Annotated in this window: 23 protein-coding genes; 3 read left to right on the forward strand and 20 right to left on the reverse strand. The window is 36.6% G+C overall.

Annotated elements, in window-relative coordinates; genetic code table 11:
- Positions 1–34: 34 nt before the first annotated feature.
- The 6 genes from phnF to MKX37_RS19820 all read right to left on the reverse strand — a co-directional run bounded on the left by phnF (position 35) and on the right by MKX37_RS19820 (position 5,291).
- Positions 35–766, reverse strand: a complete 732-nt coding sequence (gene phnF, locus MKX37_RS19795) for a phosphonate metabolism transcriptional regulator PhnF (protein WP_078172874.1) — start codon at positions 764–766, stop codon at positions 35–37.
- Positions 696–1,484: a glucosamine-6-phosphate deaminase gene (gene nagB, locus MKX37_RS19800; protein WP_002033913.1), complete on the reverse strand. Its 789-nt coding sequence runs from the start codon at positions 1,482–1,484 to the stop codon at positions 696–698. Before nagB ends, phnF begins: the two co-directional genes overlap by 71 nt.
- Positions 1,485–1,488: 4 nt before the next feature.
- Entirely contained in the window at positions 1,489–2,631 is a 1,143-nt protein-coding gene (gene nagA, locus MKX37_RS19805; RefSeq protein ID WP_002088433.1) for an N-acetylglucosamine-6-phosphate deacetylase, read from the reverse strand.
- A gap of 206 nt (positions 2,632–2,837) precedes the next feature.
- The gene (locus MKX37_RS19810; RefSeq protein ID WP_002128943.1) at positions 2,838–3,740 is read right to left on the reverse strand and encodes a ComEC/Rec2 family competence protein; all 903 of its coding nucleotides are present in this window, start codon (positions 3,738–3,740) and stop codon (positions 2,838–2,840) included.
- A 78-nt stretch (positions 3,741–3,818) separates the two neighbouring features.
- Complete coding sequence (gene scpB / locus MKX37_RS19815) at positions 3,819–4,391, reverse strand: SMC-Scp complex subunit ScpB (protein ID WP_002128944.1); 573 nt, start codon at positions 4,389–4,391, stop codon at positions 3,819–3,821.
- A gap of 156 nt (positions 4,392–4,547) precedes the next feature.
- Positions 4,548–5,291 (reverse strand): segregation/condensation protein A, encoded by a 744-nt coding sequence (locus MKX37_RS19820; RefSeq protein WP_002143025.1) that lies wholly within the window; start codon positions 5,289–5,291, stop codon positions 4,548–4,550.
- Positions 5,292–5,460: 169 nt separating this feature from the next.
- Between MKX37_RS19820 and MKX37_RS19825 the strand changes: the two genes are divergently transcribed.
- Positions 5,461–5,556, forward strand: coding sequence for a YjcZ family sporulation protein (locus MKX37_RS19825; RefSeq protein ID WP_000510194.1), 96 nt, complete (start codon positions 5,461–5,463; stop codon positions 5,554–5,556).
- Between the two features lie 99 nt (positions 5,557–5,655).
- The gene (locus tag MKX37_RS19830) at positions 5,656–6,174 is read left to right on the forward strand and encodes a DUF309 domain-containing protein (RefSeq protein ID WP_002167723.1); all 519 of its coding nucleotides are present in this window, start codon (positions 5,656–5,658) and stop codon (positions 6,172–6,174) included.
- A gap of 20 nt (positions 6,175–6,194) precedes the next feature.
- On the opposite strand, the gene ribT is transcribed toward MKX37_RS19830, so the two are convergent.
- The gene (ribT, locus tag MKX37_RS19835; RefSeq protein WP_000908403.1) at positions 6,195–6,563 is read right to left on the reverse strand and encodes a GNAT family N-acetyltransferase RibT; all 369 of its coding nucleotides are present in this window, start codon (positions 6,561–6,563) and stop codon (positions 6,195–6,197) included.
- Positions 6,564–7,047: 484 nt separating this feature from the next.
- Positions 7,048–7,485 carry a peptidylprolyl isomerase gene (locus MKX37_RS19840; protein ID WP_000853785.1) on the reverse strand — a complete coding sequence of 146 codons (438 nt, stop codon included), beginning with the start codon at positions 7,483–7,485 and terminating at the stop codon, positions 7,048–7,050.
- 187 nt (positions 7,486–7,672) lie between these two features.
- Here MKX37_RS19840 and MKX37_RS19845 point away from each other — a divergent pair, with 187 nt between their 5' ends.
- A complete protein-coding gene (locus MKX37_RS19845) occupies positions 7,673–8,539 on the forward strand; it encodes a DUF1002 domain-containing protein (RefSeq protein WP_002014912.1) in 867 nt (288 codons plus the stop codon).
- A 31-nt stretch (positions 8,540–8,570) separates the two neighbouring features.
- On the opposite strand, the gene MKX37_RS19850 is transcribed toward MKX37_RS19845, so the two are convergent.
- The 12 genes from MKX37_RS19850 to spoIIAA all read right to left on the reverse strand — a co-directional run bounded on the left by MKX37_RS19850 (position 8,571) and on the right by spoIIAA (position 16,322).
- On the reverse strand, positions 8,571–9,374 hold the full coding sequence (locus MKX37_RS19850) for a Cof-type HAD-IIB family hydrolase (RefSeq protein ID WP_002014913.1): 804 nt from the start codon (positions 9,372–9,374) through the stop codon (positions 8,571–8,573).
- A 95-nt stretch (positions 9,375–9,469) separates the two neighbouring features.
- The gene (gene spoVAF / locus MKX37_RS19855; RefSeq protein WP_002128950.1) at positions 9,470–10,942 is read right to left on the reverse strand and encodes a spore germination protein SpoVAF; all 1,473 of its coding nucleotides are present in this window, start codon (positions 10,940–10,942) and stop codon (positions 9,470–9,472) included.
- Entirely contained in the window at positions 10,929–11,498 is a 570-nt protein-coding gene (locus MKX37_RS19860; protein WP_002088445.1) for a stage V sporulation protein AE, read from the reverse strand. Before MKX37_RS19860 ends, spoVAF begins: the two co-directional genes overlap by 14 nt.
- Before the next feature lie 5 nt (positions 11,499–11,503).
- On the reverse strand, positions 11,504–11,854 hold the full coding sequence (gene spoVAE / locus MKX37_RS19865) for a stage V sporulation protein AE (protein ID WP_002014916.1): 351 nt from the start codon (positions 11,852–11,854) through the stop codon (positions 11,504–11,506).
- A gap of 3 nt (positions 11,855–11,857) precedes the next feature.
- Complete coding sequence (spoVAD, locus tag MKX37_RS19870) at positions 11,858–12,874, reverse strand: stage V sporulation protein AD (protein WP_002128952.1); 1,017 nt, start codon at positions 12,872–12,874, stop codon at positions 11,858–11,860.
- Positions 12,875–12,887: 13 nt separating this feature from the next.
- Positions 12,888–13,346 carry a stage V sporulation protein AC gene (spoVAC, locus tag MKX37_RS19875; RefSeq protein ID WP_002128953.1) on the reverse strand — a complete coding sequence of 153 codons (459 nt, stop codon included), beginning with the start codon at positions 13,344–13,346 and terminating at the stop codon, positions 12,888–12,890.
- A 12-nt stretch (positions 13,347–13,358) separates the two neighbouring features.
- Positions 13,359–13,775, reverse strand: a complete 417-nt coding sequence (gene spoVAB / locus MKX37_RS19880) for a stage V sporulation protein SpoVAB (protein ID WP_016092269.1) — start codon at positions 13,773–13,775, stop codon at positions 13,359–13,361.
- Positions 13,768–14,388, reverse strand: coding sequence for a stage V sporulation protein AA (locus MKX37_RS19885; protein ID WP_002067040.1), 621 nt, complete (start codon positions 14,386–14,388; stop codon positions 13,768–13,770). Before MKX37_RS19885 ends, spoVAB begins: the two co-directional genes overlap by 8 nt.
- A 115-nt stretch (positions 14,389–14,503) precedes the next feature.
- Entirely contained in the window at positions 14,504–14,605 is a 102-nt protein-coding gene (locus tag MKX37_RS19890; protein ID WP_002094424.1) for a methionine/alanine import family NSS transporter small subunit, read from the reverse strand.
- 154 nt (positions 14,606–14,759) lie between these two features.
- Positions 14,760–15,518 carry an RNA polymerase sporulation sigma factor SigF gene (sigF, locus tag MKX37_RS19895; RefSeq protein WP_002014922.1) on the reverse strand — a complete coding sequence of 253 codons (759 nt, stop codon included), beginning with the start codon at positions 15,516–15,518 and terminating at the stop codon, positions 14,760–14,762.
- 12 nt (positions 15,519–15,530) lie between these two features.
- Positions 15,531–15,971, reverse strand: a complete 441-nt coding sequence (gene spoIIAB, locus MKX37_RS19900; protein ID WP_001243400.1) for an anti-sigma F factor — start codon at positions 15,969–15,971, stop codon at positions 15,531–15,533.
- Positions 15,972–16,322, reverse strand: coding sequence for an anti-sigma F factor antagonist (gene spoIIAA / locus MKX37_RS19905; protein WP_002128957.1), 351 nt, complete (start codon positions 16,320–16,322; stop codon positions 15,972–15,974).
- Between the last annotated feature and the right edge of the window lie 89 nt (positions 16,323–16,411).

Raw genomic sequence — 16,411 nt, forward strand, 5'->3', positions numbered from 1 at the left:
TCAAAGTTCACTGTACTTCACAAACTGAAATATATTACTTGTTACGTGCGATGTTCGTAATAAACTTGTAACGATCCCCACGATAAATACATTTCACATACTCTAACGGTAACTCACCTTCTGAATATGACCATTGACGCATTACAAGTACAGGCGCCTTTTTAGGAATATGCAGATGTTCAGCTTCATTATCCGTTGCAATTGAAGCTTCAATTGATTGAGTAGCGCGAACAAGCTTAAAGCCCAGTTTTTTCTCTAAATGTTCATATAAAGATTGTTGTAATATTTCTTCGTTAATATCTTTCACAAGAGTTGGCGACAAATATGTCGTCTCAAATGCAATCGGTTCGTCATCAGCTAAGCGCGTACGCCTCACTTCATAAACCGATTCTCCCTCTTGTATTCTCAGCCGGTCTGCTATTTTAGCAGTAGCTGGAACTAGGCGGAAACTTAATAACTGGCTGCTCGGTTTCATACCACGAGATATCATATCTTCTGTGAATCCCGTCATTCCTTGCAACTTTTGCTCCACTTTCGGAAGTTGGACGAACGTTCCAATCCCACGTTTCCGGTATAAATAACCTTGTTCCACTAAGTTATTAATCGCCTGTCTGATTGTCATACGACTCACTTCGAACTTATCACAAAGTTCATTCTCAGACGGAATTTTATCTCCCGGCTTCCATTCGCCTTCCTCAATTAGCTGTTTCACCCACTCTTGAATCTGATAATAAATCGGAAATGGTGAATACTTGTCGATGTTCATCAGCAATCGCCTCACTGCATAAAGATAGAGCTTCTGGATCTGCGATTACGGTTACATTCGGATGACGTTGTAAAACTGTAGCAGGACACGCCTCACTATATTCACCTTGCAATAATTCTTTAATAGCTTCTGCCTTTTTAGATCCCATAGCAACAAGTAGAATTTGTTTCGCTTTCATAATACTTCCAATTCCCATTGTAATCGCATGAGTCGGCACATCTTCTTCATTTTCAAAGAAGCGAAGGTTTGCTTGGCGTGTAGATTCTGTTAATTCTACAATGTTAGTTGGAGAATTAAATGGTGTTCCTGGCTCATTAAATCCGATGTGACCGTTTTCACCGATTCCAAGAATCTGTAAGTCAACTGGGTTAGCTACTAGAATGCCTTCATAACGCTTGCACTCTTCCTCTAAATCACTTGCCATCCCATTCGGTACATAAGTTTGTTTAAATGGAAGATGATCAAACAACTGTTCTTGCATGAAATAGTGATAGCTGTTTTTATCTTCGTGTGGTAAATTTACGTACTCATCTAAGTTTACAGTGGTTGCATGACTTGTATCAAGTTTATTTTTTCGCATTTCTGCATAAATACCTAATGGAGAGCTTCCTGTAGCCATTCCTAAAGTTGGATTTTCTTTTGATTTTACAACCTCTTTAATTAACTTATAACCTGCTTCTGCTAATTCTTCTGGAGTTTTTACAACTAGAATATTCATCTAATTACTTCCCTTCCTTCATATGAATTCCTAAACGAACCGTATCATATACATGTAATTCTTCAGTCATAACAACAAAGTCTGCATCTTTACCTACCGCTAATGCGCCTTTATTATTTAATCCAAATTCTTCTGCTTGGTTAACTGATGTCATTAACACTGCCTCCTCGATTGAACATCCTGTAAATTCAATTACATTTCGGAAAGCTTGATCCATTTTTAAAATACTACCAGCTAACGTTCCATCTTCTAATCGGGCACTGCCATCTTTTACATGTACTGGCTGTCCGCCAAGCTCATATAATCCTTCTTCAAGACCTTTTGCACGCATTGCATCTGTAATGACACTTACTTTTTTCGGTCCTTTTAATTTATATGCTAATTTCACCATATCAGGGTGAATGTGAATACCATCTGTAATTACTTCAACCATTACATCTGGATTTAATAACACATGACCAACAACTCCTGGTTCACGATGATGTAATCCACGCATTTGATTGTATAAATGTGTTGCATGTGTAATTTTTCTATTTTTCAGTTGTGCATCAATTGCATCTGTATGCCCCATTGTGCCAACAACACCTGTTTCAGCAAGATACTGTTCAAACTCTAACGCACCTTCTTCTTCCGGTGCATATGTTACTAATTTAATTAAATTACCGCTTGCTTCCTGCCATTGTTTAAATTGCTCGATACTCGCAGGAACAATATGTTCAAGTGGTTGTGCACCCGCACGTTTTTTTGAAACATATGGTCCTTCTAAGTGAATATATTCGAAATGTGCTCCTTTGTCTTTCGCTTCCTTCGCAGCACTTAGCGCCGCTTCAATCGCTTCTGGAGCTTGTGTCATTGTTGTTGGGAAGTAAGTTGTAACTCCTTCTTTTAACATTTCTTTACCAAGAGTTACTAATCCATCGCTATTTGCATCCATCGCATCAATATCGTATCCACCATGAATATGAACATCAATCATACCTGGAATCACAATCTTTCCTGCCACATCTAACACAGTTTCATTTTCTTGTGATACATATTGAGCCATCAAACCAATTTCTTTAACTGTTTCTGTGTAACGAATAAATCCGTTTTCCACTACTTCTTTACCTGTATAAATTTCGGCATTGATGACAACTTGCGTTTTCATTTTCATCGACCCTTTCCCATGAAATACCTACTTATTATTATTACCTTATTCGCCTAATTCCATCTTAATATACACACAAGTAGTTGTCTATACATTCTAATGAAATTTCCTCTTCGTTCAGCGAAAAAAGGAAATTGATTTCTTTTTCATTCTAATATATATTATCCATTTTTACCAAAATGGATAATAACCTCTTATATAATTAGTTACTTAAGTAATGGCATAAGACCGCTTGCCCCCATAGTAATATGTTCACCATCTGTTTCTATTTCCACAGTTCGCTTGTTTGTTCCATATATCATTATACCACGCTGTTTTAATCGTCTTACTACACTCTGATGAGGATGCCCATATGGATTTCTACTCCCGTACGAAAGAATAGCGAATTGTGGATCTACTTTTTTTAAGAATGTTTCACTCGTTGAAGTATACGAGCCATGATGCCCAACTTTTAATACATCTGCATGTACATCAAATTGCTTTAATATTTCATTTTCCGTCCGTATATCAGCATCACCCATTAATAAAAAGTCCGCTTTACCATATCGAATCTTTAACACAATTGAGGACTCGTTATTCTCGTCTTTCGATTTACCATTGTTTAATACTTGTATAGAAACATGTGGATCTAGCGGTATGTATTGTCCTTCCTTCACTGAAATGAAAGGAATGCCCCTTTTTTTAATGTTATTTCGATACGTATGATAAGTAAATGAACTATATGTTTTCCCGCTATCTAATACGAGGGAAACTGGCATTTGCTCTACAATTGGAATAAGTCCTCCTATATGGTCCATATCAGGATGAGTACTTACAATCACATCTAAATGATTAATTCTTTTTTCAATTAGTTTTTGAATAATGACCTCTCCCGCTTCATAAGGACCCCCATCTATTAACATCGTTTGACCATTTGGCAATGTAATAAGTGTCGCATCACCTTGTCCAACTTTTAAAAAACTCACTTTCATTTTACCGAAATGTTGCCGCTGCATATGTATAGAAGACGCAGTATGAATAGACATCATATATCTTTTAGCCGATGCGCTGTTTAACGAAAAACATAATAAAACAGAAACCAACAATAGAATACTCCGTACACCTTTCATAACTCGTCTCCTTTTTTCATTTAGTATGGCACGCTCTGTAATTGATATACAAAAAAAGCTTAGCAAAATGCTAAGCTTTTATTTTGATAATTCCTGTAAAGAACCAAAGAATAAATCTGCTTCATTCATTTGTTCATTTTCTTCCGAAAGAGGTGGTAAATCATCTAATGTTTTCAATCCAAACGTATCTAGAAATTCTTTCGTCGTTCCGTATAAAATAGGGCGCCCTGGTCCTTCCGCTCTTCCCGTTTCTTTTATAAGTAAGTGTGAAACTAACGTTTGTAATGCCTTATCCGTTTTCACACCTCTAATCTCTTCCATTTCTGTCCTTGTAATCGGTTGACGGTACGCAACGATTGCCAACGTTTCAAGAGCTGCTTGAGAAAGTGAAGCCGCGGTTGGAGTATCTATTAATTTTTGATAGTACGAAGCATGTTCTTTCTTTGTTGCAAAACGATACACTTTTGCATATTGTACAATTTGCAAACCGCGATTCGATCCTTCGCATTCTTTTTGCATTTCCTCTATACTGTTTATTACTTCTTCCACTTCAACTTCCAGAACTTTAGCTATCTGTTCCGGATAAATCCCTTCGTCACCTGCAACAAATAAAAGCCCTTCAATAATCGATTTTTGTTCTTTTCTATCCATTTTACGAACTCCTTTCTCCTATTTCCCATAAAAAACACACATAAAAAAACCGAATCACAGTAAATGCGTTCGGTTCAATATTTCTTCTCTCGTTCCAAACGATACATTAAAACCTAACATGAGATAAAATATTTCTATCCCATCTTCACATCAACTCTATACGGATTTATTAGAGCTTGATACGAAAATTTCATCAAAATTATGTTCCTGCTCAATTATGATTTGTTGATTTTTCATTAGCTCAAGAACCGCTAAAAATGTTACAACCATTATTTCACGTTCTTCATCAGCAAACAAATCATAAAAGCTTTGACGACCGCCTCTTACTTCTAACTGTTGTAGAATATCAGTCATTCGCTGTGCAATTGGTATTTCTTGGCGAGTAATTCGCGTTGTTACGGGGGTTTTTGCTTTTTTACGACGCATTAGCTTTTGAAATGCCGCTAACATATCATATAACGTAACATCAAGAGGCAAGCTTGTCTCCTCTTCTTGTTGAAATGATGTAAAATCAATTGGCGGACGTGTATATAGCTGTGCTCTTTCTTGTTCTCTTTCTTTTAACTCAGTAGCAACTTGCTTATATTTCTTATATTCAATTAACCTCTCCATCAATTCTTGACGAGGATCATCTATAAAGTCTTCACCGTTATCAGGTACATCTTCTTCTTGTTTCGGTAACAACATTTTACTTTTAATTTGTAATAACGTTGCAGCCATTACTAAATACTCACTGGCAACATCTAATTGTAATTCTTTCATCGTATGGACATAAGATAGATATTGCTCTGTAATTTTCGCTACAGGAATATTATATATATCAATTTCGTAACGATTTATTAAGTGTAACAATAGATCTAAAGGCCCTTCAAAAGCCTCTACTTTAAAATTATACTGCACAAAGCATCCCACCACATTTTTTCTATAACACCATAAGTATAGAGCATACTCATGTTCTATCCAACCTTTTTAAGAAATTTAATTAAAAATAGACCTATGCCCATGTCATAATGCCCACCGCTTCATATGATAACAATGTAGTAAGAACAATGTAGGAGGTCAAAAAACTATGGGTCACGTTGATTGCGGTTTTAGCGGTGGGTTCGCATTACTTGTTGTACTGTTCATTTTACTAATCATTGTAGGAGCAGCTTGCTTCTGCTAATAGGACGCAATAAAGCGACTAGGGATATTTCCCTAGTCGCTTATTGTTAATATTTCTATGATAAACTGTACATATAACCGTTAGACAGGAGCGAATAAAATGTATCCTACCGAGTACATACAATTTTTAATTCATTTTCACGGAGACTATGATTATTTTGAATGTCATGAAATATTAGAAGAGTATTGGAAATTAAAACCTAGAGGAGAACGCGACAATTACTTAGTCGGTCTCATTCAAATTGCTGTTTCCTTATACCATCACAGACGATCCAACTGGAATGGTGCAGAGAAGATGATAAAAAGCGCAATAGCACTTTTAGAAAAGAACAGTACATCTTTACATCAATTAGGAATAGATCATAAACAACTTATGTTCTTATTAAATGAAAGATTACACTCTATCCACAAAAAGGAAATTTTTGCGCCGTTATTTTTACCATTGTTAGACGTATCGTTAGAAAAACAATGCATACAGTTATGTAAGAAACAAAACCTCTCTTGGAAAGATGTGAACGTCATTCCTGGTGAATACATCATAAGTAAGCACACATTGCGTGATCGAACAGAAGTCATTTCTGAGCGACACGAGCAACTACAAAAAAGAAAGCAGAGATAATAAACTACTTATCCCTGCTTTCATGAATGTATATTTTGTTCAAGCTCTTTACACTTTTTGCAAAAACTTGCTGTTTGCTCATTTCCGCAAATTGTAAACTCAAGAAATTTACTCTTAAGCTCTTGAACCATCTTCGTCCCAATCCCCATATGACGGTGAGACGGATTCACGCTCAAATGCTGAATTTCCAATACCTGATCTTCTTTTTTTATAATCCCCATTATCCCAACAAAATCTTCATTTTGTTTCCACAAATACAATTGCCAATCCTCTTTCGCTTCATATTCTTTCATTGTCAATTGTAATGTTTTTACATCTTTTTCAGTTGGCATAAATGAAAGAAGCCCCATTGCAATTTTTTCATAACTTTTTTTAAAACGAATTAACATAACCCTTATCCCTTCTTACAAAAGTTACAAACTATTTATCCCCTCAATCACTCTTTTCATATCACATTCATTCTACAATATTTTTACCAGAGTGAGAAGGGGCTGAAACAACTTGATAATCATACAAAGCGTTAAGAAGAAAGTCAAATATATGTTTCCACGCTATTTCTTTCTATTACACCGCTCAAAAAAGAGACAATACTATATAGGAACTAAAAGGAAAATCCCTTTCTCATCACATTTCACTTATTAACCACTTTTGAACAAAGTAGTTCTACTAAAAGCAATATGTTAAGAGAAATACATTTATTGAAGCATATAATTCGTACTCCATCCTATGTATTTTGTTAAAAGTGTGTTCTCATGAACAATATAATTTAACGTTAGTAGCCGTCCTATTTGTGTCATATACTTTAAAATATATACCAACCCTGTTTATAGGAAATAAAAAAAGAGAGCAAAATCGCTCTCCTTTTCTCGTAACTTATTCTTCCCAAACTTTAACTTCTTTCATTACATCGCCTTGACGCATGTTTAATACTGTTTCAATACCGCTTGTTGCTTTACCGAATACAGTATGTACGCCATCTAAATGCGGTTGTGGCTCATGAACAACAAAGAATTGGCTACCACCTGTATTACGGCCAGCATGTGCCATAGAAAGTGAGCCAACAAGATGTCTATGAGGATTTCCATCAGTTTCACATGGGATAGAGTAACCTGGGCCACCTGCTCCTGTGCCTGTTGGGTCTCCACCTTGGCTTACGAAGCCAGGAATAACGCGGTGGAATGTCACACCATCATAAAATCCTTGCTCTGCTAATTTTTTAAAGTTTTCTACTGTTTTTGGTGCCTCTTCTGGGAAAAATTCTAAATCGATTTTTTCGCCATTTTCCATTAATATGTATCCTAAAGTTTTCATATGTATATGTCTCCTTTCAACTATCTCAGCACTATATTACCATATTCATGACGAGAAACAAAAAGAATCCGACAATCTGCATACTTCTTTTTTGAAATGTGGAAGAAGCTAGGTGACAAATAAGAAAAATATACTATAATAACTGTGTTGCCCGAAAATTTAAGAAAGAGAAAGGGAGCGATTTTTCGTGAAAACGAAATTACTAGCTCTGCTATTAGCTGTAGCCGTATTTATTATGCCAACAGCTTCATTTGCAGACATCATTGAGGGAGAATCAATTGTTACACTAGGAGAAAACTTATCTGAACAACAGAAACAAGATCTTTTGAAAGAAATGAAAGCACCAAAAGATGCACAAATTATTACTGTATCTAATGCGGAAGAACATAAATTTCTAGAGGGCATCGTTCCAAAAGCGCAAATTGGTACGAGAGCTATTTCCTCTTCTATGATTACATACACAAAACCAGGGTCAGGTCTCATTGTACGCTCAAAAAACATTAATTCGATAACAGATGCAATGTACACAAATGCACTTATTACAGCAGGTGTGAAAGATGCAGAGATTCAAATTACTGCACCATTTAAAGTTTCAGGAACTGCTGCTTTAACAGGTTTAATGAAGGCCTATGAAACAACATCAAACAAAGCCATTCCTGAAGAAGTAAAAAAAGTAGCCAATGAAGAAATGGTACAAACAGCCCAGCTTGGTGATAAAATCGGCGAAGAAAAAGCAGTTCAACTTGTTGCAAAAATTAAAGAAGAAATTGCAAAAGAACAGCCAAAAACAACTGAAGATTTACGTACATTAATTAAAAAAATTGCTGATCAACTCGGTATTACATTAACAGATGAACAGTTGGATAGCCTAGTAGCGTTATTTGATAAAATGAAAAATCTTAATATCGATTGGAACCAAGTTGGTAGCCAATTAGAGAAAGCAAAAGACCATGTGTCTGCCTTCTTAGGATCTGAAGAAGGGCAAAGTTTCCTAGATAAAGTAAAAGATTTCTTCTCTAGTATCATTGATTTCGTTAAATCTTTATTCAAGTAAAAAAGAAGCTCGCCAGTGACGAGCTTCTTTTTTATACAAGTAACGGTAATTTCATAATAGCTTCTTCAACCGAACGGACAACATAATTTGCTTTCTCCTTCACATACGGATGAGCATGATGGAGGGTGAAGGAGTGCGGGGTTACTTCAAACATAGAAATATCATTGAAAGAATCTCCAATACATGCAACTTCATTTGCTTCAATTTGTAAATGTTCCATTAATCGCTTCAGAGCGCTTCCTTTACTTACACCTCTTGGCATAATGTCAACATATCGCTTACCCGATATAAAGACTTCCGCTTCGCTATGAAATGTATCTCTCAACTCTTGATCTAATGCTACAATTTTTTCTTCTTCGCCAAAAACAAATAATTTCGCAGGATGTACAGTCTTCCCAAATTCCTCTTCTAACTCTTCGATTTCAGCAATATGCACTCCCATATACTCTTCAAAAGTATGGTGATGTTCATTCTTCCTTTTTGTATATCGCTGCTCATTTGCACAAACAATATCTGCTAGTCCCTTTTTATGTATATATCGATATATTTCCTGGGCAACCCCATCTTCAAAACTCGATTCATGAAATACTTTTCCATCCGGTAGTATCATTGTCGCTCCATTTAAACTAGTTGTGTAATACGGGAACGAAAACCTTTTTACCGCCTCATCAATTCGGTGAGTAAAACGGCCAGAGGCAAAACAAATATTTGTCCCGTTTTCAGCTAGCCAACAAAGCGCTCGTTCATCTTCTTTTTGCATATCATTCATATTGTAAACGAGTGTATCATCTAAATCACTTACAAATAGTTTAATCATGTCCTCTTCCCCTTCCATACACAATATCTACTCTAATTGTACAAAAAAAATGTTTGATTTTTGTTAAAAAAACAATAAATTTTCAATAAAAAATAAGCGGAGCATAATCCCGCTTATTTTTGTCTTCGCACATTTTGAGGTCTTACAATACTTGGACGAACCTTTAAACTAGACATAGTTGGACGAAGTAAAATTTTCGTTAACGCGCCCCAATCAAACGGTAAAAACGGCCATAAATACGGTGTTTGCAAGCTTTTTATAGATGTTAAAAATAGAATCAATATCGTCATTCCAATGACAAATCCCATTTCATGAAATATGCCTGTTAAAATAATGACAAACAATTTTCCAATCTTATTCCCAAGCCCTAACTCATAACTTGGCGTAGCGTATGCTCCAATCATAGAAACTGCTACGTACAAAATAACTTCTGGTACAAACAAGCCTACATCAATTGCAATTTGACCAATTAATATGGCAGAAATTAATCCTGCTGCCGACGACAATGATGTCGGTGTATGAATGGCGGCCATTCTTAAAAATTCGAGTCCGACTTCCGCCATCAAAATTTGTAATAAAATCGGTAAATGCGTCATCTTATTTGGTCCAATGAAAGCAAGACTTTCCGGTAAAAGAGTCGGATCAAAAACAAAAACTAGCCAAAATGGCAGTAAGAATAGCGAAAATATAACACCTAAAAAACGTACCCAACGTAAAAATGTACCTACAGCTGGATTTTGTCTAAACTCTTCTGCATGCTGTAAATGGTGAAAATATGTTGTTGGAGTGATCATAGCACTTGGTGATGTATCAACGAGTACTAACACATGTCCTTCTAACAGATGATTTGCTGCTACATCTGGTCTCTCTGTGTATCGGATAAGCGGGAATGGATTATAACCTTGTTTCACTACAAATTCTTCTACCGTTTTATCCGCCATCGTAATCCCATCTACTTCAATATTATTTAATTCTTGTTTTATAATCTTCACTAAATCCGGATTTGCAACATCTTGAACGTATGTAATACAAATATCCGTTTGCGATCTATCCCCTACTCGAATCATTTCATTTCGAAGACGTGGATCGCGTATTCTTCTACGAATTAACGCTGTATTTACAACGATATTTTCAACAAAGCCATCCCTTGCACCACGCACTACCTTTTCTGTATCTGGTTCTGTCGGTGTCCGGCCCGGATAACTACGAACATCTATTGCGAACGCTTCAGTTTCACCTTCCACAAATATAACAATGAGTCCTGATAATACTTGGAGCATTACATCATCCATCGTTTTTACTTTACTTACTTGTTGATGAATTAAACGATTCTCTAAAAGCTTTACTGTATCTTCTTCTACATCCCTTATTTCATTTGTATCCACCGCTTCTTCTAAAATAGGGATAATATAATTCGTATCACAAAGTCCATTTACAAATAACACACCAATTTCTTTATTTAAAATTTGAAATTTACGAATACCAACATCGTATGTAACACCAAGTCCAACTGTTTGCTTTAAATAATTTTCATTATCACTTAAAAAAGATGAAATCGGGATATTCACTTTTTTAGGCTTCGTCATAAAACCCACTCCTTTCCAAAATTAATTGAATCGCTTTTCTAGTAATAGGTGATCCTCTCTCCCATTCATCATTTCCGCACATCTTGCCAATATCACCGACCCCCACTATGACAGGAACATTCAGACCATCTAAACAATAAATCGTATCCCCACTAATCCTGCCAATTTCACCATCTGGGAGTCCAAATTTATCAACGCCATATTCTGTCAAATTCCCATTCCGATCTACACTTACATCTACACGCGCCCATTCCCAATGATGTGTATTAGATGCTACTGCTAAAATACCGAGTACATCAACTTGTTTATGTGTTGCGACATACTTTAACGCCTTTTCACCAGATCCTTCTCCTATAAATCCGCTGTCATCAAACATGACAAATACAGGGTCATATGGCGTTTGCATAATAAGCTCAACAACTTTCTTCCCTGTCAATTTGGTCGGATTACTTTGCGATGCTGAAATACACCTCCCCCCAAATTCCTTTGTTAACAGCTCAATTGTCCGCTTTGCATATTCATCTCCATCTGTGACCAAAACAACCCTTCGTCTCATTTGATTTATCCTTTCGGTTTACATATAAGTGCAACAAAAAATGAAAATAATATCGCTGCTGAAATCCCCGCAGACGTTAAGCTAAACATACCGATTCCAATTCCTAAATATCCATGTTTTTCTGCCGCATGCATTGCCCCGTGCAATAGTGAGTGTCCAAAACTTGTAATAGGGACTGTTGCCCCAGCACCTGCAAATTTTATAAGCTTATCGTACAATCCGAATCCGTCTAAAATAGCTCCGGCGACTACAAAAGTTGCCATTAAATGTGCCGGTGTTAACTTTGCGAAATCTAGCAACACTTGTCCAATTACACAAATAGCTCCTCCTACAAGAAATGCATATATAAAATCCACAATTCACTCTCCTTTAACGCTTTCAAACACAACACCATGCGCAATCGTTGGAATCGTTTCCTTCTGTTGTATCATCATGGGGCTTAATAGAGCTCCAGTTGCAACAACAAAAATTCTTTGTAAATTCCCTTTTTGCATTTCACTCAATAAATGGCCGTATGTTACAACAGCTGAACAAGCACAACCACTGCCCCCTGCAAACACTTCTTCTTGATTTGAATTGTAAATCATTAATCCACAATCATTGTATACATTCCCCAAATCATACCCTTCCTCAAGTAAAAGTTGTTTCGCAATCGGTGTCCCAACAGCCGATAAATCACCAGTAACAATAAGATCATAATCAGCTGCACTTCTTCTCAAATCTTCAAAATGTTGTTGAATTGTATGAGCAGCAGCTGGTGCCATCGCTGATCCCATATCTAAAGGATTAGCAATTCCTAAATCTTGCACTTTACCAATTGTTGCTGCTGTTATTTTAATTGCACTCTCCTCATTGCTAATTAATATTGACCCTGCTCCGGTAACAGTTGAGTTTGCTGTCCCTGGCTTTTGTCCTCCGTATTCTGTTGGGGAACGAAATTGTCTTTCAGCCGTCGCATTATGACTACTTACTGTAGCTAAAATACGATTCGCAAATCCACCATCTATAAAAGCTGATCCAATCGCCAAAGTTTCCATTGACGTCGCACAAGCGCTGAACATCCCTAAAAAAGGAATACCATACTCACGAGCAACATAATTTGCTGTCACTGTTTGGTTTAATAAATCTCCCGCTAAAAAGAAATCAATTTGCGATTTTTTTATATTCCCTTTTTGCATCGCTTGTTGAATTGAGTCTGACATTAACCTTCGTTCAGCAAGTTCCCAGTTTTCCTCTCCGCAATGTAAGTCAGAATATGAAATATCAAAATCCTTTCCAAGAGGGCCTTCAGCTTCTTTCGGACCGACAGCAGTACCAGTTGCATTCACGAAGATATCATTTTGAAATACCCACGTTTGTTTTCCTGTCAATCTCATACCCACCCCTCCTTTAAGACATTAAAATTTGAAATGTATATCTTATTAACCCGATAATGTATGCACCGACGACTCCAAATACAATGACACTTCCTGCAAGCTTAAACATGTTAGTAGCGATTCCTAGAACAATCCCTTCACTCCTATGCTCTAGTGCGGCACTCGCCATAGAATTCGCAAATCCAGTAACTGGTACTGCTGATCCCGCTCCAGAAAACTGCCCGATTTTATCATATACACCACACCCTGTTAAAATCGCTGATAGTAAAACAAGAGTTGCAACTGTAGGGTTTCCTGCCTCTTTCTCACTAAAGTGAAAGTAATGTATATAAAATTTCATCAACACTTCTCCAACCGTACAAATGAGTCCACCAACAAGAAATGCCTTCACACAATTTATGAAATAGTTCGGTTTTGGATGGTACTCCTTCACTTTATTTATGTAATCGTCCTTCAATTTTCGCCCTGCCATATATATTGCCTCCTACTTTACGAAATAAATCCAGTGAAACAACGAGCCTATTACTTTCCCAAGTACAAGAGCAACGAGTAAAACAATAATTTTCTCCTCTACCCTTACTCGTTTCGCTAAAATAGGTAAAACGTTTAACACTTCCGTTAACGCCGCAGCGAGCATTCCAATGAATGTGCCACAAAATATTCCTAATATAACAAGCCAATATTGTGACGTTTGAAATGTAATATTTTTCAAACTACACCAAGCCCCTGTTAAAGTACCTGCAATGACCGCCCACTCAAAGTATTGAATATGCTTTCCACTTCTCGTTAATTGAGCTAAACGAGGGATTATACCAAGTACAGCTAAAAACGCGACATATCCGCTACCTACTGCAATCCCTCCAGCTAAGCCAATTAATACAACAAATGCACACTCAATCATCAGCAATCTGTTTCATATTATCCTTGTTTTCATGAACAATTACATATTGATCAAGCGACTGCTGATATTGAAACATCTCAACTTCTAACGGGCTCGGCTCTTCATTAATTCTCTTTTGAAATACATGATTAAAAAATAAGACCATACCTAATCCAAGACCTAATGAATAAGGAATTTGAAATAAGAGTGGTTGCGCCTTAAATTCTCCAGTAATCATGTAATATAACCGTTGGTGTACTTGTTGCATACTTACATCCTCATGGAAATAAATTATTGCAAGGGCCGCTCCAATGAAAAGTAACAACCATACAAGTCCGAAGAAAACCGGATGCACTTTCTTTTTTTCGTATATAATTTCAACAAGAGTTTGTCCAGAACCAAGTAAATTAATTTGTATGTGAGCCGCTTTTTGTTGAATAATCTCAATCACTTTCATAACATCAATTACAACATGTGTTTTATCATGCGCTGTTATTTTGTAGACTATTTCATTTTGTAACAACTCAACTACAAAAGAATCTCCGGCAAGTTGAGCAACATCGCTCAGCTTTACTTCATACGTAGGAGACACTTTTAAGCGATTGCGCATTTTAATATAAATCGTTTGTTCCAATTTTCATTCACCCCTTCACTCTTCCTCGTAGTTGTAGTATGGTTATTGGAATTTTTTCTAATACAATTTTTTCATAAAAAAACATCTGTACCATTTCGGGACAGATGTTTTTAGCTTATGCCTTTTTCTTAAATAAATTTGCAATACTTAATGCAAGTCCTCCCCAAATGACTACCATACCTATAACCATCATCATAATCGCTGATCCACTCATCATGAAACACCTCGGTCCTTCCATTCTTTTTCAAGCTGGACAGAGTCTGAATGTATTTGTGCATTCCATTTTTTCAGACCAATAACTAACGCGACTAGAAGGAATGCTGCCGCTATCGACCAACCATACGTTACAACAAAAAAAATCGAATAGATAGCTATTCATCTATTCGATCTTTCATCTGTTTTAATATTTTCTTTTCAAGTCTTGAAACTTGTACTTGCGAAATGCCTATTCGCTCCGCTACTTCTGATTGGGTTTGGTCTTTATAATAGCGCAAATACACAATTAGCCTTTCTCGTTCATCCAATTCTCTAATTGCTTCTTTTAAAGCAATTTTATCAAACCATTTCGTTTCCGATTGATCTGCAATTTGATCTAAAATAGTAATTGGATCTCCGTCGTTTTCATACACAGTTTCATGTATCGACGAAGGAGCACGACTCGCTTCTTGCGCCAGAACAACTTCTTCCGGCGTTAGTTCAAGAGCCTGTGCTACCTCATTAATCGTTGGAGCCCTTCCAAATTCTTTCGAAAGCTCGTCTCTCATCTTTCGGACTTTGTTTCCTGTTTCTTTTAAAGATCTACTTACTTTCACTGATCCATCGTCACGTAAAAATCGTTGTATTTCACCGATAATCATTGGAACTGCATATGTTGAAAATTTCACGTCGAAAGATAAATCAAATTTATCTACCGATTTTAAGAGTCCAATACATCCAATTTGAAATAAATCGTCTGGTTCGTATCCTCGATTAAGAAATCGCTGTACAACCGACCATACGAGACGCATATTACTTTGAACGATTGTATCTCTCGCTTGTTGATCTCCATCTTGACTTTTTTGAATTAACGCTTTTAGCTCGTGGTCCTTTAACTGAGGTTTCTTCTTCTCATTTCTGACCTCTATGTCCATTGGCTATTCTCCTTAATTGCATAGAGCGTTACTATTTGATAAGTATTTTGTCAAATGGATTGTTGTCCCGAAAGATTCGTTTGAAATAACTTCTACTTCATCCATAAAATTTTCCATGATAGTAAATCCCATTCCGGAACGCTCTAATTCAGGTTTAGTTGTAAAAAGGGGTTGTCTTGCTTCATCTAAGTTAAAGATACCAATCCCTTCATCTCGAATCGTGAGTTTCACCATCGCTTCTTCCAAAATCACTGAAATATAAACAACACCTTCTGCATTTCCTTCATACCCATGAATAATTGCATTTGTAACCGCTTCTGACACAACTGTTTTAATCTCTGTTAGTTCTTCCATCGTCGGGTCTAATTGCGCAATAAAAGCAGCTACCGTAACACGAGCGAATGATTCATTCTGACTTAACGCTGAAAATTGAAGGTTCATTTCATTTCTCATCTACGCCACCCCCAACGTCGCGAGCGCATGCGCTTCACTTTCTTCTAAACGAACAATTTTGAATAGACCTGACATTTCAAATAAACGTTTAACGGGCGGTGAAATTGCACAGACAACCATCTCTCCACCTAATCCCTTTACATGTTTATATCGGCCTAATATAACGCCTAAACCAGAACTATCCATAAATGTTAAGTTCTCTAGGCTCAAAATAATATGATGAACACCATGTGTCTCAATCATATCTGTGACTTTCGTTCGCAACTCTTCAGCAGTATGATGATCTAACTCGCCCTCTAGCCTCACACATAAGACGTCACGTTTTACTTCTAAATGCATGGAAAGACTCACACGATTTCCTCCTTATGCTCAAACTTTACTCATTAACATAAGATTTTCGTGATATAAAATCAGAATCCTTCCTACTGACAAAAGAAGAA

Source organism: Bacillus sp. FSL R5-0709, assembly GCF_038004785.1.
Lineage (GTDB): Bacteria > Bacillota > Bacilli > Bacillales > Bacillaceae_G > Bacillus_A > Bacillus_A mycoides.